Source organism: Citrobacter amalonaticus, assembly GCF_018323885.1.
GTDB lineage: Bacteria > Pseudomonadota > Gammaproteobacteria > Enterobacterales > Enterobacteriaceae > Citrobacter_A > Citrobacter_A amalonaticus.
The window spans coordinates 3,217,105-3,237,290 of sequence record NZ_AP024585.1 but is presented as its reverse complement, the minus strand read 5'-3'; the positions used below and the strand labels follow the sequence as shown (position 1 = coordinate 3,237,290).

Annotated in this window: 19 protein-coding genes; 14 read left to right on the top strand and 5 right to left on the bottom strand. The window is 45.6% G+C overall.

Features of this window, described 5'->3' with window-relative positions; translation table 11 throughout:
* The first annotated feature begins 18 nt into the window (after positions 1-18).
* The 10 genes from KI228_RS15385 (at position 19) to KI228_RS15340 (ending at position 11,109) form a co-directional block, all read left to right on the top strand.
* The gene (locus KI228_RS15385; RefSeq protein WP_042999974.1) at positions 19-1,308 is read left to right on the top strand and encodes a TadA family conjugal transfer-associated ATPase; all 1,290 of its coding nucleotides are present in this window, start codon (positions 19-21) and stop codon (positions 1,306-1,308) included.
* A gap of 8 nt (positions 1,309-1,316) precedes the next feature.
* The gene (locus KI228_RS15380; protein WP_172740605.1) at positions 1,317-2,219 is read left to right on the top strand and encodes a type II secretion system F family protein; all 903 of its coding nucleotides are present in this window, start codon (positions 1,317-1,319) and stop codon (positions 2,217-2,219) included.
* Position 2,220: 1 nt separating this feature from the next.
* Entirely contained in the window at positions 2,221-3,078 is an 858-nt protein-coding gene (locus KI228_RS15375; protein WP_044258466.1) for a type II secretion system F family protein, read from the top strand.
* A complete protein-coding gene (locus KI228_RS15370) occupies positions 3,072-3,992 on the top strand; it encodes a tetratricopeptide repeat protein (RefSeq protein ID WP_212807492.1) in 921 nt (306 codons plus the stop codon). The genes KI228_RS15375 and KI228_RS15370 overlap by 7 nt, the downstream gene beginning before the upstream one ends.
* Before the next feature lie 24 nt (positions 3,993-4,016).
* Positions 4,017-4,691: a tight adherence pilus pseudopilin TadF gene (gene tadF / locus KI228_RS15365; RefSeq protein WP_044258472.1), complete on the top strand. Its 675-nt coding sequence runs from the start codon at positions 4,017-4,019 to the stop codon at positions 4,689-4,691.
* Positions 4,692-4,732: 41 nt separating this feature from the next.
* On the top strand, positions 4,733-6,454 hold the full coding sequence (locus tag KI228_RS15360; RefSeq protein WP_061069821.1) for a TadE/TadG family type IV pilus assembly protein: 1,722 nt from the start codon (positions 4,733-4,735) through the stop codon (positions 6,452-6,454).
* 65 nt (positions 6,455-6,519) lie between these two features.
* Positions 6,520-7,176, top strand: a complete 657-nt coding sequence (locus tag KI228_RS15355; RefSeq protein ID WP_042999983.1) for a lytic transglycosylase domain-containing protein — start codon at positions 6,520-6,522, stop codon at positions 7,174-7,176.
* A 342-nt stretch (positions 7,177-7,518) separates the two neighbouring features.
* Entirely contained in the window at positions 7,519-8,046 is a 528-nt protein-coding gene (locus KI228_RS15350) for a GTP-binding protein (protein WP_042999984.1), read from the top strand.
* 40 nt (positions 8,047-8,086) lie between these two features.
* A complete protein-coding gene (locus KI228_RS15345; protein WP_042999985.1) occupies positions 8,087-8,446 on the top strand; it encodes a hypothetical protein in 360 nt (119 codons plus the stop codon).
* A 224-nt stretch (positions 8,447-8,670) separates the two neighbouring features.
* Positions 8,671-11,109: a sulfatase-like hydrolase/transferase gene (locus KI228_RS15340; RefSeq protein WP_212807490.1), complete on the top strand. Its 2,439-nt coding sequence runs from the start codon at positions 8,671-8,673 to the stop codon at positions 11,107-11,109.
* 156 nt (positions 11,110-11,265) lie between these two features.
* Here KI228_RS15340 and mnmC read toward each other — a convergent pair whose 3' ends face one another.
* Positions 11,266-13,266 (bottom strand): bifunctional tRNA (5-methylaminomethyl-2-thiouridine)(34)-methyltransferase MnmC2/FAD-dependent 5-carboxymethylaminomethyl-2-thiouridine(34) oxidoreductase MnmC1, encoded by a 2,001-nt coding sequence (mnmC, locus tag KI228_RS15335; RefSeq protein ID WP_061069823.1) that lies wholly within the window; start codon positions 13,264-13,266, stop codon positions 11,266-11,268.
* Positions 13,267-13,424: 158 nt separating this feature from the next.
* Between mnmC and fabB the strand changes: the two genes are divergently transcribed.
* A complete protein-coding gene (gene fabB, locus KI228_RS15330) occupies positions 13,425-14,642 on the top strand; it encodes a beta-ketoacyl-ACP synthase I (protein ID WP_044258478.1) in 1,218 nt (405 codons plus the stop codon).
* Between the two features lie 40 nt (positions 14,643-14,682).
* Here the strand turns inward: fabB and KI228_RS15325 are convergent, their stop codons facing one another.
* The 3 genes from KI228_RS15325 to KI228_RS15315 all read right to left on the bottom strand — a co-directional run bounded on the left by KI228_RS15325 (position 14,683) and on the right by KI228_RS15315 (position 15,991).
* On the bottom strand, positions 14,683-15,213 hold the full coding sequence (locus KI228_RS15325) for a YqhG/Tai3 family protein (protein ID WP_061069824.1): 531 nt from the start codon (positions 15,211-15,213) through the stop codon (positions 14,683-14,685).
* Positions 15,214-15,215: 2 nt separating this feature from the next.
* A complete protein-coding gene (locus KI228_RS15320; RefSeq protein WP_044258479.1) occupies positions 15,216-15,581 on the bottom strand; it encodes a C40 family peptidase in 366 nt (121 codons plus the stop codon).
* A gap of 158 nt (positions 15,582-15,739) precedes the next feature.
* Positions 15,740-15,991 (bottom strand): helix-turn-helix domain-containing protein, encoded by a 252-nt coding sequence (locus KI228_RS15315; RefSeq protein ID WP_044266272.1) that lies wholly within the window; start codon positions 15,989-15,991, stop codon positions 15,740-15,742.
* A gap of 170 nt (positions 15,992-16,161) precedes the next feature.
* Between KI228_RS15315 and KI228_RS15310 the strand changes: the two genes are divergently transcribed.
* Both KI228_RS15310 and KI228_RS15305 read left to right on the top strand, forming a co-directional pair.
* A complete protein-coding gene (locus tag KI228_RS15310) occupies positions 16,162-16,536 on the top strand; it encodes a MerR family transcriptional regulator (protein ID WP_061069825.1) in 375 nt (124 codons plus the stop codon).
* Positions 16,537-16,712: 176 nt separating this feature from the next.
* Positions 16,713-17,891: an MFS transporter gene (locus KI228_RS15305; protein ID WP_061069826.1), complete on the top strand. Its 1,179-nt coding sequence runs from the start codon at positions 16,713-16,715 to the stop codon at positions 17,889-17,891.
* Here KI228_RS15305 and flk read toward each other — a convergent pair.
* Positions 17,888-18,889 (bottom strand): flagella biosynthesis regulator Flk, encoded by a 1,002-nt coding sequence (flk, locus tag KI228_RS15300; protein ID WP_043001872.1) that lies wholly within the window; start codon positions 18,887-18,889, stop codon positions 17,888-17,890. The genes KI228_RS15305 and flk overlap by 4 nt on opposite strands.
* Positions 18,890-18,992: 103 nt before the next feature.
* Here flk and pdxB point away from each other — a divergent pair, with 103 nt between their 5' ends.
* A complete protein-coding gene (gene pdxB, locus KI228_RS15295) occupies positions 18,993-20,129 on the top strand; it encodes a 4-phosphoerythronate dehydrogenase PdxB (RefSeq protein ID WP_061069827.1) in 1,137 nt (378 codons plus the stop codon).
* Positions 20,130-20,186 lie beyond the last annotated feature (57 nt).

The window sequence follows — 20,186 nt, the reverse complement described above, 5'->3', positions numbered from 1 at the left end:
ATTAATCATGGGCCTTATATGAATAAATCAATTTCCTTTATCTATTTCAGACAAGAAGTACTTAAAAACATAGATCTGGAACAAATTGAAAGTATCAAAGAAAACCGTGCGGAACTCATTAACGAAGTTAATACGGTTATTCGTAATGTTATTAATAACAATCGCACAGAGAATTATCTCTCTGCACCGGAGCGACAGGAGCTGTGTGAGTTAGTTGTTGATGAAATTACTGGCTATGGTCCATTGCGCGAGTTAATGGAAGATGAGTCGATTAGCGATATATTGGTCAACGGCCCGGATCGTATCTTTGTAGAACGTAAAGGTCGCCTGGAACTCTCTGATAAGCAGTTCATCAATAATGAGCAGTTAACAGATATTGCCCGACGTTTGGTGGGTAAAGTAGGAAGGCGAATTGATGACGCGCAACCGCTTGTGGATGCGCGTATGCCTGATGGTAGCCGACTCAACGTAGTTATTTCTCCAATATCTATTGATGGCACTTCAATGTCCATTCGTAAATTTGGTAAGGGAAATATAACTCTGGGAGAGCTAATCAAATATGGCAGTATGAATGAAATGATGGCTAATTTCCTGGTAATTGCAAGTCGCTGTAGAGTCAATATCATAGTCTCCGGGGGGACAGGCTCGGGTAAAACAACTCTACTAAATGCGATGTCCCAATATGTTGACGAAACTGAACGTGTCTTGACACTTGAAGATGCAGCGGAACTTCGTTTACAACAAGCACATGTATTAAGACTAGAAACGCGATTGGCAGGTTCAGAAAACCAAGGGCAAATCACGATGCGAAATTTGGTTATCAACTCACTTCGTATGCGCCCGGATCGTATTATTATTGGGGAATGCCGCGGACCAGAAGCCTTCGAAATGCTGCAGGCAATGAACACCGGACATGATGGTTCTATGTCAACGCTGCATGCAAATAACCCGCGTGATGCATTAGCTCGTCTTGAGAGCATGGTAATGATGGCCAATTCAGCATTACCCCTAGTAGCAATACGGAGAAATATTTCAACTGCTGTGAATATCATTGTTCAAGCTTCACGTCTTCCTGATGGGTCCAGAAAAGTAATAAATATATCCGAAGTCATGGGGATGGAAGGTGAGAATATTATTCTACAGGATATCTTTTCTTATGCTGCTAATCCTGAAAGAGATAATAATGGTATGATCACGGGTACATTTACATGTAACGGTCTTTTGCAGCGGTCAGCAGTTTATCGGCAAGCTTTAATTCATGGTTATCTTGATCCGTTACGGCAACTATTTGGGAATAAAGTCTCATGATAATGGCAATGATTTTTATTGTTATCTCTATTTGTGGCGTTCTTCAAATATATTTATCGTTAAAAAAAACGAAAGAAATAAAAGGAAAAATACTCTCAACGAACATCATTGCCAGCCAGGAAGTAGCAAATAAAAAACAACCATTCAAAGATTCAATGGCAGGAGTTTTTATTTTTATTGAAAAGCTTCATGCTAATCTAATTGGAAAAAAAAACGAGCACATTTTTAAGCATGTAGCGATAATACTGGTGGCATGTGCCGCAGCATTATATGTAAACATGGAATATCTGAATTTCAGCAATGTCGTAATAACAAATATAACGTTACTTGCTACCATCTATATTTTGTATATGCGACAAGTAAAAAAGTACCGGCGAGAGTTTGAGAGGGATTTCTCCGAGGCACTCAATATAATTAATAGCGCGGTACGAGTAGGGCGCCCGGTATTGCAGGGCTTTGAAGAATGCTCGCGGGTGATAGACAGCGATTTCGGAAGAGAGTTCAAACGTATTCTCATGCGACTGGATATCGGAGATGATCCTGAGCGCATATTTATGGATTCTTACGAAAAATTTCCCTATAGTGAATATTTTTCATTCGTTATTACGGTACTTATAAATATGAAAGGCGGAGGGCAAGTTAGCGAAGTGATGTCTCGCCTGACAATGTTAATCTCAGCAAGTAAGACGTTGGACAGAAAAAAAATCGCAATGACTGCTGAGGCAAGAATGTCGGTTAAAGTACTTGTCATTATTCCTGTCTTTTTTTTCTTTTTCTTGAAATTTGTGGCACCAGATAACTTTGAAATTCTTATTGGAACAGATGCAGGGAAATATATTCTTTATTACGCATTAACAAGTATATTAATAGGGCTATTTATCGTTTGGTCTATGATGAATAAGGTTGGGTGAAATGATATATATTATTTCTTTTATTGTTTTTCTGACTGGAATGAGAAGTATATTACTCCTTATTTATCGCAAGCAGCGAGCTAATAAAGTTAAGAAGTTAATCAATTTTTCTAAAGTAGATAGTAATAAAAAGAATATATTAACATATGGAACAAATTTGATAGAGACGCAACTGGATAAAACATTCAAGAAAAATAGTAAACTTGTTTCAATTTCATCTGAGTTAGATAAGAATGTTAAAGTTAAGGCATTTTTATTTGTTGTGATAGCTTCACCAGTGCTCATAGCGAATTATATGGGATGGATGAAGCTTGATAATCAGGTGCTAATGATTGCACTGTTAGCTATACTCGGAGTGATTGTTATCGTACCTTCGAGAGTGCAAACAGCTATTTCTCAGCGGCGATTTAGAAGAATATCTAATGACATTCCTTACTGTATAGATCTTTTAGCCGTATGCATCCAGTCAGGTATGACAGTCGAAGCTTCGCTTGCTTATATTTCTCATAAGATGGAAGTGATCAATAAAGATCTGTCTTCGTTGCTTATCCGCACTGTTTTGAGAGCTGATGTTAGTGGCATTAACGCTGCACTTGAACAACTTTCAGGTGAAGTGGTTAATGAAGAAGTAAGAATGATGTGTTCAGCATTATTGCAGAGCACAAAATTTGGCTCGTCGATATATGCTGTACTTATAGATTTATCTAAAGAAATTAGACAGATGCAATTACTTGCAATGGAAGAAAAAGTTGCAGCACTTTCTGCAAAGATGACATTCCCAATGATTGCTTTTATTCTCTTTCCCCTGATCGCAATTGTTGCCGGTCCGGGCCTGATTAAGATGACTTCGACATGGTAAAAAGATTATTACCCCTATTAATGCTTGCTGTGCTATCTGGCTGTACAGGTGGACCTACGAATGCATCTGATGAAGAACAAAAGGAATATATCCTAACTCAACTGAATGATTATCAAGGGCTTATTGAGATATACAGAAATAAACTCAGTGTTAAAGATAATGATGATGAACGATACTATCTATCACAGCTATATAATAAAATTGGCGACTATAACTCATCAAATATTTATCTGGCACCATTGGTAGAAAAAAAAGGAAGTAAAGAATATTTACTGCTTAAGACACAGAATCTGCTTGAGTTAGGAAAGGAAAATGAAGCCCAGACCATTCTAAATGAAATGCTTGCACATGATGACTCAAACGGGGAATTATGGAATTTACAGGGTATTTTACTGGCTCAAACAGGAGACTATCTTAAGGCAACGTTATCTTTTGAAAAAGCAAGAGGGCTTTTTTATGATGAAGAGGTCGTCGTCAATAATCTGGCCATGATGGCTATTCTGCAAGGAGATTATATTACGGCAAGAAATTATCTTCTCCCTCTGTATTCCAGGAAAGAATATAAACCACAAACTGCGTATAACCTAGCCTATGCTCTGGTAAAATCCGATGATTATGAGAGTGCGAAAAAAATTATTATTGATGATAAACTCTCAACATCACAACCTGATGCGCTAATTGCATCTTTGGCAAAATTATCACCGCGAGAACATTTTAAAATAGAAGGACAAAAAAAAGATGTTGCAGTGACTGCAAGCACAAGCGTTGGCCTAAATCAAAATAAGCCCCTGACAATACCTGTATCGGATATGCAGAATAATATAAAATCTGATGATTCCTCTCAACTGGTGAACAGTGGAATAAATAAAAACAGTTTTACCTATAAATTAGACATAGTCACTCTTGTTAAGTGAATCCTCTATATACAGGATGTTGCGATGAAACGTTACGGTTTATGGAAAAGATTATATTCTGAGAAAGGAACCTCAAGCATCGAGTTTGCTTTTTATTTACTGATTTTCGCTTTGATGTGCGGATTCCTGATTGATATGAGTTTTTCACTCATTAAAAAAAGCCATATGGAGCGCGTTAATTATTCATTAACAATGATTTTTCGTGAGCGAAACGGTCTGTTTGGTGGCGGTAACGCTTCCGATATTAGCAAAAGCGATCTGGATACCTTAAAAGCAACGCTGGACGAGATGTTGCGCCAAAAAGATGGTTCCGTCGAGCCCTATCAGCTCGGTATACAAATTCTACAGCCTACAGCCCAACAATGTAGTATTCAAAGTAGTCCCCTAAATAATTGCCCAAGCTCGCATCCCGTTAAACCAGACGGGCCACTTTCAAGATATACATCAACCTCTTTTAATACCATGTTCATTGAGGGTTGTGATGTTACACGTAAGTATTCCCGTCGTGAGGATCTTGCGAAGCTTTCGGTCTGGGGTCATCGCCCGGATAGATCTCCTGACGCTGATCAAGATTGGTTTCCGGTTTATGAAGTGATTTTGTGTGTTCCCGGAGCAGAAAGTTATTTTAATCGAGCTTTGGGCATCTTTAATAAGGACCTCGGTAGTCTTTATATTCGAAATGTCGCGCTGCCGCGGTAAACAAAGCTATCATTTCTGCTGGTAACTCAGGTAGATATAAAATGAAATATTTAATCAAACGATTTTTGTTATTCATTATTTGCAGGGAAGGCGCTGTAACAATAAGTTATGCGCTTATGTTGCCTACGCTTATCGGTTTCTTTTCATTAGCAATTGATGGGGCTCGATTTATCACTGAGCGGTCTCGTTTATCAGATGCTATTAATCAGGGCGTCTATTCAATTGCGATGTCATATGACAGTGACGATAAAAATGCAGATACTGAAAAAACAGTAATGTATTTATCTTATTATCTCCCTGGTGAGGAAATAGACAAAAACAAAGTCTATATAAATGTTGATAAAGAAAAAGATAAAAATGGTAAGGTGGTGTCGACAGATTTTTCCTTAGATTCTGATGTCATCACCCATCCGTTACTTTCGTTATACAAAGAGGGCTATAGTGGTTTTCATTCGAACATAACTTTGCATGGCGAGCGGTCGTCGGGTCATATCCGCAAATCACTTGAAGATCTTTCCGTCCCTGCAGATTATACGTTTGTACTCGACTTTTCAGGTTCTATGAATAGTAGTTCAGCAGAGAGAGGCTACACTCGTATTGAATTATTAAAAAAAGTGTTTACCGATCTTGGTAACCGAATATTCGATAATGACAATGGTAGTACGATTGGTATTGTACCGTTCTCTACGGGAATTCCTGCCGTATTAGACAAGACTAATTACGCAAGTACGACAAGTAAAGAGGTTGGGTGTACTTATATTGGAAAGCTTCAGGATAAGTATTCAGGGTTAGACTGGAGTTTTTGGTATAACAAACAACCACCGGAACGCACGACAGGTAATACCTTTATAAACAATACAGACGCCTATCTTAATAGTTATTATAAGGATGTAATCGCGAAAGCCAATGGTTATACGACAACCTCTGCGGAGACATGGTTAATTGATGAGGGGTATTGTAGAAAAGATAGTGGCAAGTTAACCTGTGATGCAGACCCTAGTTCTGATATTCATAACCCAGATAATTATGAGGAATTTACCAATAACTTTAATAAGTTTAATTTGCTAACAGCATCAGTAAGTAAATATAATTCTATCGCTAATATTGAAACAATGGATTACGAAGGTACTGTTGCAGACGATTATCTATTTACTGATGATAATGTTGTGACTTTTATTAATTATCTTAATGGTCCCTCTCAGTATTCTTCCGATCATGTTATTCCTTTTGAGTCTCTTTGCGCCTACGCTACTTCGGGGACCCGTGATCATGCAAATGTCGCTAAATTTATCAGAACCATCGAAAAGCCCAATTACTATCTGGTGGAGCTTACAGATAACCGTTCCATAATAGACAATTTTAACAACATGGGACCTCCAGGTGGGGGGACGGATAGTATTAGTGGATTATTAAGAGCTGTACCACTCATCACCAAAGGCAAAAATGACGTTAAAATGATATTTGTCATCTCTGATGGTGAGGATGATACCTATTCAAAGAAAAATAGAAAGACACTAATGGATACATATCATCTCTGTGATGTAATCAGAAACGGTCTTAAAAAATATCCTGCTGGAACGACGACGACAGATGTGGAAATATATTATATCTCTTTAATAAGTAATGGTTCTGATTTAGACTGGCAAAACTCTTGTGTCGGTCCTGGACACGCTTTTATAGCAACTAATTACGATGCGCTTTATGATGTCATTGCCGGAGCGATGGCAAGAGAAACGACCCGCTATGTAAACCCGGATGAATAGTCAAAATTCCCGTAGCGCAAATAAACGTCGCTACATTTTTCTCTATTTTCTGAAAGGGTTTGAGAATGTTTGACTTGCCCGCTATTACGGCACAATGCGGTGCGGAAGTGTACACTGAGGCTATACATCGAATTATCAGCGTTGAGTCTTCTTTTAACCCTTATGCCATAGGCGTGGTGGGGGGAAGACTGGCTCGTCAGCCTGTAAATAAGGAAGAGGCTATTGTTACTGCTCGCTATCTTGCTAACGCTGGTTGGAATTTTTCAATGGGGCTGGCGCAGATAAACCGGTATAATTTGTCCAGATATGCCCTTGATTATGAAACTGTATTTGAACCATGTTCAAACCTCCGCGCTGCGGCTTCTATTTATCAGGAATGTTACGATCGCGCGTTAAAAGTATCTGATGCGGAAACCGCCCGGCTGAAAGCGTTCTCCTGTTACTACAGTGGTAACTTTAGTCGGGGTTTCATTGCCGATGCTGGAGGAAGTTCCAGCTATGTGCAACGGATTGCAAATGTGAAGATGGATAATCAGGCAATCAATAACGTGCTGCCTATACCTGTGTTAGGGAACGGAGGTAAGGATAGCCATACTGCTTCGAGCCAACACAAAGGAACACGAGGTAAGTCGAATAAGAATACTGTTGATTCACGACGTATGCGAAGCCTTAATTCTCATCATGATGCAGCTCAGGGAATTAAACAGCTTAGAGGTGATTAATGGGTAATGCGTGGATTTCAGAACAATTTTTAATTCTTTTTTGAGAAAATCAGTAACTCTTGCCTGGATTGTATATTACCTATTCAATCTACTCATCATTTAAATGGAAGTATATTATTACAAGCATGTTTTAGTTCTATTGTTTGCCATATTTTTTTTAGTCTGATGAATATTATGCGTATGACCTTTTGGAAGGGCGGTTTATATTCATGTGTCGATGGTGCATTATAATGCTGGCAATTTTTTCTGGTTATTTCCTTTTTTATGCTTATAATGTATTTCATACGGTGAGCCTCTGAATGTTGCAAAAACACACTAATTTGCTATCTGGTGTTTTTATATATGAATGAATTAAAAATAGTGTTCGTGGGTCCAACAGGGGCTGGTAAAACGACAGCCATAAATGCAGTTAGTGAAATATCTGTTGTGAGCACGGAGGTTATGCGTTCCTCATTAGATACAGAGTCTTTGAATAGTCAGCTGGTTCCAAAGAAGACAGTCACTGTTGGCATTGATTATGGTGAGTTTAGCTTTAATAATGATACCCGTGTGAGACTCTATGGTGTCCCTGGTCAGATGAGGTTCGAGTTTCTCTGGGAGTTTATGAGTAAAGGATCAAGAGGCACTGTAATACTTTTTGATATTACCAGCAAGACATTTACAGATGAAATTAATTTTTTCATCAATAGGTTTCGTGATGTGTTGTTGACCAGTAAATGTATTGTAGGAATTAGTAAGTATAGTGAGTCTTATTCCGATAGAGTCATTGAAATATTAGATTTAATTAATGATTCAAATGTTCCTGTTATTGCTGTTGATATCAGGAATAAGGAGGATGTACTGAAGTTATTGGCGTTGTTGATCGAGTAGTTTTATTGGAATTAATCTATTTTTTTATAAAGGACTTATCATGAGTAATATTTCTGAATCATTAAATTCGCTGATGCAGGTTTCTGGTGCGATCGTCGCTTCTGTTGTTGACTCTAATAGCGGTATGATGCTAGGTCAGGCTGGCTCAGGCATTAACCTGGAACTGGCTTCTGCAGGTAACACCGAAGTAGTGCGTGCAAAAATGAAAACGATGGAAACCCTTAAGCTCAACGATAAAATTGATGATATTCTGATTACATTAGGTAAACAGTATCATATTATTTGCCCTATTGATAAGAATCCAGGGCTTTTTATCTATTTTGTTCTTGATAAGGCGAAAGCTAACTTAGCCCTGGCTCGTCACCATGTAAAAGAAGTTGAGTCCCAGTTAGTTGTATGATTATTGATTGAGTAAAGAGTTTGTCATTGTCATACTATGTCAATGACTGTAGGCTCAACAAATTCATTAATACCCTACCGGCATTTTGCTTGTAGGGTATTTTATTGTTTTATGTTTATAAAAACATTCATTATGAATAATATACTTATGGGAAACAGTTGATAAATAATTTTCTATGACGTCAGCATTTCTAATGCCTGAGATTTAAAAGGATGCGGTTTATTATGGAAATGGGGAATGAGAGTTGGTCTTTTTTAGCAGCATTGCTTTATTTGTCTGCTTTCTTTTTTTTCTTTAAAAGCCACAGTCGAGGTATCGCCGGCTCGATCATTGCTACCTGTTTTATCCTTATTACAATAATTTTTAGTTTATTGACAGGGTGCTATTTAGTCGCTAACTGGTTTACGGGTATAGGTTTTGATGATTCTGTTTTCTACCATCTTCGATTCGGAGTCGAAGGGGGAGATTTTAGTGATTTTTACTTTTTAATATTTTACTTCTTATTGTCGCAAGCTTTTTTTGCAGTTCTTATTATTATCTATTTTAGGTCTTTTTTAAAAAGCAAAAATACCAAATTCAAAATTGTGCCGGTGGTTGAAGGCATGATAATGGTGTTATGCGCATTCTTTTGTACTCCTGCGACCTCAAATTTAATTTCGTATTCGTTGACATCGCAATCATCAGGTGATTTTTCTGATTATTTTATAAAGCCGCAAGTCATATCATCGACTCAAAAGCCTAAGAATATCATTTATTTTTATCTGGAGAGTCTGGAAGGGAATTATATGGATGAAAGTCTTTTCCCTGGATTACTTCCTGAGTTGCATAAAATTGAAAAGGATAGCGTTACATTCACTAACATTGGTCAAACTATTGGTAGCAGTTGGACAATGGCCGGAATGGTTTCCAGTCAATGTGGTTTGCCGTTATTATCTGTGTTCACCAATGATAATTTCCAGATGAATAATTTTATGCCCAATGCTGTATGTTTAGGGGATATTTTAAAATCGAAAGGCTATCACCTGGAGTTTATGGGCGGAGCCGAAACTGAATTCGCAGGAAAAGGGCAGTTTTATAAGGATCATGGTTTTTCTGATGTGAAAGGTAGGAAAGAGTTTATTGATCAACATGTAGCCAAAGATTACATAAACAACTGGGGGCTGTATGATGATACCCTTTACGAACAATTACTGACGCGCGTTGCTTCTTTGCGACAGACCCAGGCGCCCTGGGGACTCTTTTCAATCAATATCGGAACCCATCAGCCGGAAGGGTATCTGGCACACGAATGCGCGACTATGAAGTATGGTGATGGTAATGATCATCTGCTGAATGCGGCGCATTGTACCGATTTCCTTATTGGTAAAGTGTATCAGTCCTTGAAGAAGAAAGGTCTTCTGGATGATACGTTACTGGTTTTTGGTTCAGATCATCTCGCTCCAGTAATGGTAAAGACACTAGAGACGTTGAAGAAGAAGGAGCGCCATAATTTATTGATGATCACTGGCGCGGGTATCAAACCAACTCATAATCCTCGTCATGGTACAACTCTTGATGTTTCTCCGACCATTCTCAATTATCTGAACTATGGTTCTCACCCTGTAGGGCTTGGCCGTGATTTAAATGGCAATATGGCGACGCTCGCGGAAAATTTCTCGGGGCAAATGTTCCTGGACAGAAAACTACTTTCCTGGCGAACGACTATTGATATGGCATTCTGGGGTTACCCTGATATTAATGGCAGCGTTGAAATTGATTCCCACAAAAAGCAAGTTAAGGTAGGCGATAAGTCATTTAAGATCCCTTCTCTTATCCGTTACACGAAAACCGGTAAAATAGAAGATGTTGTCTTTAGCAGCGATAATATCATCTCTGTCGGGAATAACAGCTATCTTCCCGCATTTTTCCTTGTGAACCTTATTAGCAACAATCAAATGTTTTTGTGGATAGATACTTGTCGTGAGTTATCAACACTGAATCCTGAGTTGCGTAGTTTTAGCAATCAGTATTGCTATTACAATGGTTCTCTGGCTTCCGTTCATTCGACATCAGGTCTTATTTCTAAAACACCCATGGCAGTTAAGGTCAATCTGAATGAAGATAATGCTTATTCTTCCTCACGAGCGAATGATTTACGTAATGCGCTGAAGGATAAAAATCTAATGGTCTGGACAGAGACGCTGTTAAAATCTGAAAAAACACATAGTTTTCCGCCTGTTAATATCATGTCTGCCGGACATCATTCACTTATTCAGCCTTCAATACTTGCTAACCGCTTTCTGGAAGGCGATGGTTTGTTTTTGACCCGTTTTACGTATACAAATCTCCCTTCGGTGGGGGTTACCATCTACCCGGAAGTCATTGGAAAACTGGCGGTTTGCGATAAAAAACAGGGGGGAATCTCCCTTTCCCGGATGATTAAAGATGCCTCGCCTGCAAAAGGAAAAACGAATCTGTTTTATGCCATTATGGGTAATGTTGATCCGGAGTGTTCAAAAGGGGTTGCTAACCGCATTGATCTCGATTTGCCTCAGTTCGCTGCATTGACTGCGGAGAAGCCTTATATCGCTATTCTTGATGATAATCTGAGGCCTCTTACTGAGAACGCTGGTCGTCCTGATCAGTCTATAGCCATACAGGTCAAGTTTAATGATGATGAATAACCGCACGAGTCAGCGTAATGCTTGAGCCGTTTACCGCGTAAAGCTACATGATACGCCTGCGTTGACTGCTTTAAGACGAGACGTATTGATACCTTCTACGCGATATGGTCTGTTCTCGTTGGGTTTAGCTCATCATGCCGGAACTGATTTGATGGGCTACTCAACAGGCCGACCTTTCAGGAGTTTACGGATCCACAGTCGATTCGGGTTCAGTGCAGCCAGTGTCAATTTGTCGAGGGGAAGAGGTTCACTGCTCATTTGGGAAGCCAGAATTTCAGCTGCAAGTGGCCCAGAACAAAGTCCGCGAGCACCCAGGGCACCAATCATATACAGGTCCGGATAATATGGGGCTAAAACGGCATCTTTAGTCTGTTCATTGAGTGTTGCATAGCATGAAAGCGTCGACGCGTAGTCCGGAACGCTTCCTACCATCGGTAAATGATCGCGGGTGGCACAACGCACGCCGCAGCGAGCATCTTTGCCGCTCACATCGACTTCTTTGGCCCAGTCTACTGCCGGGAAGCAGTCAATCAGGCGCTGCCTATTTTGCTGCTGATCGTCTTCCCGATACTGCGTCTCTTCGCTGCCGCGATGGTAGCTGGCGCCGATACAGTGTTGTTGATTCGTCGGATTTTGCGGCGTCAGATAACCGTCATAGCACAGCACCTGACGGATCCCGGAAAGCGCTGGCGTCGTCGGAATATGACTGACCTGGCCGGCGACAGCGTAGACGGGTAACGGCCGCGTTTGGGCAAAATGGTTAATCTGATGACCATTGGCCAGCACTACCGCGGCATGTTCTGCGTGACTGCCGTGCGTAAAGTGCAGATCCCAGCCGGAAGCTGAACGGTGAAGAGCTGCCAGAGAGTGTTGGTAATGGCAGCGTAGCCCCTGCTTTTCCGCGAGTTTCAGCACGGCAGCGGTCAGTTGCGCCGGGCACAGCCAACCGCCTTGCGGATAGGTTATGCCACCGCACCCAGTGTCTACCCCGGTAAGTTTTTGTGCCTGGGTAATATCCACCGCACTTGCCAGCGCAGACGGCAATGCCAGCGACAGCATTTGTTGGATCTTGTGCTGGCTCTTGTCGTCATAGCCAAACTGCGTGACGCCACACCAGTCATGATCAAATTCTACGGGCAGGGCGTCATACAAGCGACGGGCAAAGGTAAATGCCGCCGGGAAGAAAAGGGTGAGCGCCGTGTCGTGCTTGCTGAGCAGGGGATAAAGTGCTCCCTGACGGTTGCCGGATGCGCCCAGGGCGGGGGCGTCATCGGCACAATAGAGTGTCACTTGCCAGCCCCGGCGTAACAACGAAAGCGAAAGCAGTGCACTGGCGATCCCGCCGCCAATGATTGCGACGTCACGTTTTTCGCTTCCCTGACGAGCAAACCACGGCGTTGAGGACGGGATTTTCAGCGTCTGTTCCATGGTTCCGCGCAGCATTTCGCGCTTGCGGCCAAAACCTTTGCATTTCTGCATAGTAAAGCCGGCATCCTGCAAACCACGACGAACAAATCCCGCAGATGTAAAGGTTGCCAGCGTACCGCCAGGACGAGCCAGACGCGCCATGGCGTTAAACAGATTTTGCGTCCACATGTCCGGATTTTTGGCCGGGGCGAAGCCGTCGAGAAACCAGGCGTCAACTTTTTGATTCAGGCTGTCGTCGAGTTGATCGGTGAGTTCATTAATATCGCCAAACCAGAGGTCGAGCGTGACGCGTCCTTCTTCCAGCAGCAGGCGGTGGCAACCCGCCAGCGGCAACGGCCACTGGGCCTGAAGTTGCCCGGCAAATTCGGCCAACTCCGGCCAGTGCTGATGCGCCGCTGTGAGATCATCACGACTCAACGGAAATTTTTCAAAACTGATGAAATGTAATCTTTGTAGCGTAGCATCGGGCTGAGTGGCGCGAAATGCGGCGAACGCCTGCCAGAGCGTGAGAAAGTTCAGACCCGTGCCGAAGCCGCTCTCAGCCACCACAAACAATGGGCGAGGATGTTCCACAAAGCGTTCAGCGATCCGGTTGCCTCCGAGGAAGACATAGCGCGTCTCTTCCAGACCGTTGTCGTTGGAAAAGTAGACGTCGTCAAAATCTCGGGAAACAGGTGTACCCTCAGCGTTGAATTCGAGGTTGGCGGGTTGTATAGCGTATTGTTTCACGTAAGTTACTCGTCTGACAGGCAGTGTCACGATCTTAGCGATGTGTGCCAGGCGGCGCAAATTTCAGTATAAATTGGCTGATCGGACTTGTTCGGCGTACAAGTGTACGCTATTGTGCCAATCGAAACTTACTATAGTGCGACTGACAGAGGTATTGAATGAAACGTGCAGTGATTACTGGCTTGGGCATTGTTTCCAGCATCGGTAATAACCAGCAGGAAGTCCTGGCATCTCTGCGTGAAGGACGTTCAGGGATCACTTTTTCTGAAGAGTTTAAAGATGCGGGAATGCGCAGCCACGTATGGGGTAACGTCAAACTGGACACCACTGGTTTGATCGACCGTAAAGTGGTGCGTTTCATGAACGATGCCTCTATTTATGCCTATCTCTCCATGCGTGAAGCTATCGCAGACGCTGGTCTGAGCGAAGAGGTTTATCAGAATAACCCGCGCGTTGGCCTGATTGCAGGTTCCGGTGGATCGTCTAAAGCGCAGGTTTTCGGTGCTGACGCCATGCGCAGCCCGCGTGGTCTGAAAGCAGTTGGCCCGTATGTGGTCACCAAAGCGATGGGCTCTGCCGTTTCGGCCTGCCTCGCTACACCGTTTAAAATCCACGGCGTAAACTATTCGATTAGCTCGGCCTGCGCGACGTCTTCTCACTGCATCGGCAATGCGGTTGAACAAATTCAACTGGGTAAACAGGACATCGTATTTGCGGGCGGCGGCGAAGAGCTGGGCTGGGAAATGGCCTGTGAGTTCGACGCGATGGGCGCACTGTCCACCAAATATAACGATCAGCCTGCTAAAGCTTCCCGTACCTATGACGCGCACCGTGATGGTTTTGTTATCGCGGGTGGCGGCGGTATGGTGGTGGTTGAAGAACTGGAACACGCCCTGGCGCGTGGCGCGCATATCTACGCGGAAATCGTGGGCTACGGCGCGACCTCTGATGGCGCGGATATGGTGGCTCCGTCCGGCGAAGGCGCAGTGCGCTGCATGCAGATGGCGATGCACGGTGTAGATACGCCGATCGACTATCTGAACTCCCACGGTACTTCAACGCCGGTGGGCGACGTGAAAGAGCTGGGCGCGATTCGCGAAGTGTTTGGCGATAAGAGTCCTGCGATCTCTGCAACCAAAGCGATGACAGGTCACTCTCTTGGCGCCGCGGGCGTACAGGAAGCAATTTACTCTCTGTTGATGCTGGAGCATGGCTTTATTGCACCGAGCATCAATATCGAAGAGATGGACGAGCAGGCTGCAGGCCTGAACATCGTGACCGAAACTGTCGATTGCGAACTGAACACCGTTATGTCTAACAGCTTCGGTTTCGGCGGTACTAACGCCACGCTGGTGATGCGTAAGCTGAAAGCGTAAGACAATTATTGACGGAAAAGGGAGCCATAAGGCTCCCTTTTTACTTTTTAAGCGGTTCGTATTCCGGCGCAATTTCTGCTGACCACGCCCTGGCACGTGCAATGGCACCGGCGCTGTAAATGGGATGTTCAAACTGGTTTCCGACATCCCTGACACGATAGATTTTCCAGTGTTTTTCTTCCCAACGCGTATAGACCTCCAGTTGAACGGGCGCTATGTTGGCGGGTCCACCCAGTTTGACATCCACTTTTTCGCCGCCGAGGAAGGGACGTGCTTGTCCAACCTGTAACAGTGGGATCCACTCAGGGGCATAATCCTGCACATACATAAAGTAGTCTGAGTCGACGATGTCTTGCTCATAATAGCTATCGATCAACTTCAGGCGATCGATAACCTCTTTAGTAACATAACGTTGCATTACCCCGCGGGTATCGTGAGGCTTATCTGGTGCATCGATAAATGCCGCCATCCACGCGAGATAGAATTGTTTAACGTCTTCTGTGCTGTCGTGCCGGGGCGTGGAGCAACTGCAAAGCAGCAGGACAAGTGCTAAAAAAGAGAAGGCTCTCATCGCTATTTCCTGTAGATGATATAGGCCGGTTTTGCCGCCCGGTAACCAGGGCCTGCCCACATGTCGCGTTGTCTGAAATCTGAGTACCACTCTGAACCGTCGTAAATCGCCATATGACCGCTGGGGTTTCCACCGGAATAGGGTTGAATCACGATGACATCACCCGCCTGAGGAGACTCATAGGCACCAATCGGGACAAAACCGGCGTTTTTTAGCATTGGGCCATAATCTTTGGCGTGGTTAGTGTTGCCAAGTAAGACGCCTCCCGCCAGGATCGCTTTACGGGTAAATTCTGCGCAGCGGCTTTGTGAATGCGCGCCTGCATGAGATTTTGCATAACTCACGGCGGCTGTTTTATCCCAACTCATAATAACCTCTGTTAGTGATACGCGTAATAAATTACGAGAAGCATTAACAATATCTATTCGGTCAGGCGTAACTTTTAATGCTATTTTTATCCGTAAGGTTTTTTTATTTATTAGTCATTCTCGCGGGTGATTAAATATATCTGAAATATACGCTCATATTATTTTTTAAGGCACTCGGCAGCAGATTCTGTCGGCAGGTTGATATAGCGGGTTGGCCAAATTTTTTCTGGCGTGGTTTCCAGCGCGTTAGCGATAATTTGTTCGGCGCGAGGCCAGCTACGAGTAAAGACGTTACGCAGCGAGTCTGGTGATAAACCTGCTGCGCGTGAAAGTTCCCTGAGTGTTATTCCCTTTTTTTCGAGTGCGCTTTTAATATCTGCACGATGCCAGTCTTGGCTTTTTTCTCTCATTCTGTAATCCTACGAAGATGTGTTATCGGCGCCGATATTTTTTACGGTTTTAAATGACTGTGACAAAAGAAGGTGTTTTTCTTTTGTCGGATTATTTTCCCACAATAACCCTGAAATTTCGCGCAAAAAAGAAAATTTATTATTATTTCATTGGGGAAAGGAACGAAACGATGTCTAAAGAATGGCTCACGGTACAGGAATGTATTGGTCTGCCGGGTTTTCCCGGTAGCGTTCCCGCTGTTCGTAGTCGACTCAACATCCTGAGTACGGGTAAAGAAGGCGTTAAGCGCAAACGCAGAAAATCGAAGGCATGGGAATACCATATTTCGATTCTCCCCGTGTATGTTCGTCCTTATGTTGCAGACAGCGACCCGGAATCTGTGCGAAACGATGCCTCGGCCTGGGAAGCGGAACCGAAAGAGATTTGGGATATGATGTTCAGACTCCTGACGCCTGAACAGCAGCAGCAGGTGACTTATCTGTTTGGCACGAAAGGGATTGGAGCGGTCCTTCCTTCGCTTTTCGACAATAATCCCCCGTACTGAGCACACGGTACGGTTTGCGGTTGACAACATTAGTCACTCGCAGGCAGACTTCAGGCCCATCATTATCTTCCGGATAATGCGTAAGCGTTTGACGTTATCCAACGCACCTTAATCCTGACGGTCAGGTGGAGGGGGCGTGGCGTTTCCTCGCCTTACTCTGCATTCTGGAGTAACGCATGACAGCAGTAACCCATAAAGAAAAAACATCTGCAGCGAACACATCGCTTTTTCGTATCGCGTTTGCGGTCTTTTTGACCTACATGACGGTCGGCCTGCCGCTACCCGTCATTCCACTTTTTGTTCATCATGAACTGGGCTATGGCAATACGATGGTCGGTATCGCCGTGGGGATTCAGTTTCTCGCAACCGTCTTAACGCGCGGCTATGCCGGGCGACTCGCCGATCAGTACGGCGCCAGGCGTTCTGCGCTGCAGGGCATGTTTGCCTGCGCGCTGGCGGGCGGCGCGTGGCTACTGGCAGCACTCTTACCCGTTTCTGTACCGTTCAAATTCGCGTTATTAATCGTCGGACGGCTGATCCTCGGCTTTGGGGAAAGCCAGTTACTGACTGGAACCCTGACCTGGGGGCTGGGTCTGGTGGGGCCGGCACGTTCCGGTAAAGTGATGTCGTGGAACGGGATGGCAATTTACGGTGCGCTGGCGGCAGGGGCGCCGCTGGGTCTGCTGATCCACAGCCATTTTGGGTTTGCGGGTCTTGCGGGCACGACAATGGTGTTACCGCTGCTGGCATGGGCATTTAACGGAACGGTGCGTAAAGTACCGGCACATGCGGGCGAGCGTCCCTCACTGTGGAGCGTAGTAGGGCTTATCTGGAAACCGGGTCTGGGCCTCGCGCTGCAAGGCGTGGGATTTGCCGTGATCGGCACCTTTATCTCTCTCTATTTTGCCAGCCACGGTTGGGCGATGGCGGGCTTTACGCTGACTGCGTTTGGCGGAGCCTTTGTGATCATGCGCGTGCTGTTTGGCTGGATGCCGGACCGCTTTGGCGGGGTCAGGGTGGCTATCGCTTCTCTGCTGATCGAGACCGTTGGGCTGGTCTTGCTCTGGCTGGCGCCGACGGCCTGGTTTGCGCTACTCGGTGCGGCATTAACCGGAGCCGGCTGTTCGCTGATCTTCCCGGCGCTCGGCGTTGAAGTGGTGAAACGCGTACCGTCACAGGTCCGCGGGACCGCGCTGGGGGGGTATGCCGCATTTCAGGATATCTCTTACGCGGTCACTGGTCCGCTGGCGGGGTTGCTTGCCACGTCCTGTGGCTATCCATCCGTGTTTCTTGCCGGTGCGATTTCAGCGGTGCTGGGGATTGTGGTGACGCTACTGTCGTTTCGCCGGCGCTAGATGACCAGCCAGAAAATCAATAACGCGACCAGCAGGGCGATAAACAGCAGTCCGGGACGCGCGGTGAACGAGCGCAGCGTATCGATAACCGGTGTAAACGGACTATAAATCGGTTGAATGTGGCGGGGATCGTTTAATTCCCGATCGCGCTCGACGCGGCGCAGGAAGATCTGATTCAGGAGATCCTGCACTTGCGCGGTGGTCAGCACCGTCTGCGGTTGAATTTGCCAGGTCTGCTGGGCGTAATCTTTCAGGTTGAGCAGTTCATCGGCTTCCAGCGGTTGCTTGAGCGCCGCCTGTAGCGATTGCAGGGTAGGGGCGTGTTGCAGACTCAGGGTTTGACGCGCCTGCAGCCAGGTCGCCAGATGGGTGAACTGTTTTGCCGGGATCAGCTCACCGCTTTTCACGCCAGAAAGTTCCAGCATTGATTGCCAGATCAGCTTGCTGGATTCCCCCGTTGCGGCGGCCAGTTTGGTAACCAGTTGATTTAACGTATTGTGTTCGGCTGGCAGTAGCGGGCGATCGGTCGCCGGGCGCTGCTGCGGCTGCGGGATCGACAACTGTCCCTGCTGTAAAAGCGTTAGCACGTTCTTAAGCTGTTCCGGTTTGAGTTGGCTGAGCGCCGTTTGTCCGTACTGCTGACGAATAAAATCGCTGACCGCCTGGCGGTTATTTCCCTGAGTCAGTAATTCTGTCAACTGTGAAAGCACCTGGCGGTTGGCATGATTTTGTTGGGCCACACCGAGGCGCTGGTTGAGATTTTGTTCCGCCGCAGGGAAATGGCGCGACAGCAGTGGAGTATCGCTTTTTACGCCGAGATCGTGCTTCATACCTGCCCACACTTCCGCACTTTGCTGTTGCGTCAGTGAAATCAGGCGCGTTATCAGGCGTTCCAGTACGGTCCGCTGTTGCGTGGAGAGCGGTTGTTCGCCCGCCGTGGAAACCGCAGGTTGCCCTTCACCGGGAGGGCGTGCGGGAGTACCGGAAATGGGTTGCATCATCACTTATCCTTAAACCATCAATCTTAGCAAAGTATGCCTGGCGGCCAGATTATGGCACACTTGCCCGGTTAACTCTCGTTCTCAAACAGGTACGACAGACGTGAAAATTCTCGTTGATGAAAATATGCCTTATGCCCGCGAATTGTTTAGTCGTCTGGGTGAGGTCAAAGCGGTTCCCGGACGTCCCATCCCTGTCGCTGAGCTGGATGATGCCGATGCGTTAATGGTGCGTTCGGTCACCAAAGTGAACGCGTCGCTGCTGGAAGGGAAAGCCATCAAGTTTGTGGGTACCGCAACTGCGGGTACCGACCATGTGGATGAGGACTGGCTCAGGCAGGTGGGCATCGGATTTTCAGCGGCACCTGGCTGTAACGCCATTGCGGTGGTGGAATATGTGTTCTCCGCGCTACTGATGCTGGCTGAACGTGACGGATTCGCGCTGCGCGATCGTACAGTCGGGATTGTCGGTGTAGGTAACGTCGGTGGACGCCTGCAGGCGCGACTGGAAGCACTGGGGATCCGCACGCTGTTATGCGATCCACCCCGTGCGGATCGCGGGGACGAGGGCGACTTCCGCTCGCTTGATGAACTGGTTCAGGAAGCGGATGTCCTGACATTCCACACGCCGCTGTTTAAAGAAAGGCCTTACAAAACGCTGCATCTGGCCGATGATGCGCTGATTTCTCGTCTGAAACCGGGCTCTATTCTGATTAATGCCTGTCGTGGCGCCGTGGTGGATAACGCCGCGTTGCTGGCGCGTCTTAAAGCCGGACAGGATCTGAGTGTGGTTCTGGATGTCTGGGAAGGCGAGCCGGATCTGAATGTCGACCTGTTGAACACGATCGATATCGGCACCGCGCACATTGCGGGCTACACGCTGGAAGGCAAAGCGCGCGGCACCACGCAGGTCTTTGAAGCATATAGCGCATTTATCGGTCATGAGCAGCGTGTCGCGCTGGATACCTTGCTGCCGGCCCCGGAATTTGGCCGTATTACGCTGCATGGTCCGTTGGATCAGCCGACGCTGAAAAGACTGGTGCATTTGGTGTATGATGTGCGCCGCGACGATGCGCCGCTGCGCAACGTTGCCGGAATACCGGGTGAATTTGATAAACTGCGCAAAAATTACCTCGAGCGTCGTGAATGGTCCTCACTGTATGTGATGTGCGACGACGCAGATGCGGCGGCGTTACTGTGTAAACTGGGTTTTAACGCAGTTCATCACCCGACACGTTAATGTCTTCTTAATGCCCCCTGACGAATAATCGGCAGGGAGGCTTATGCTTTTCTGGAG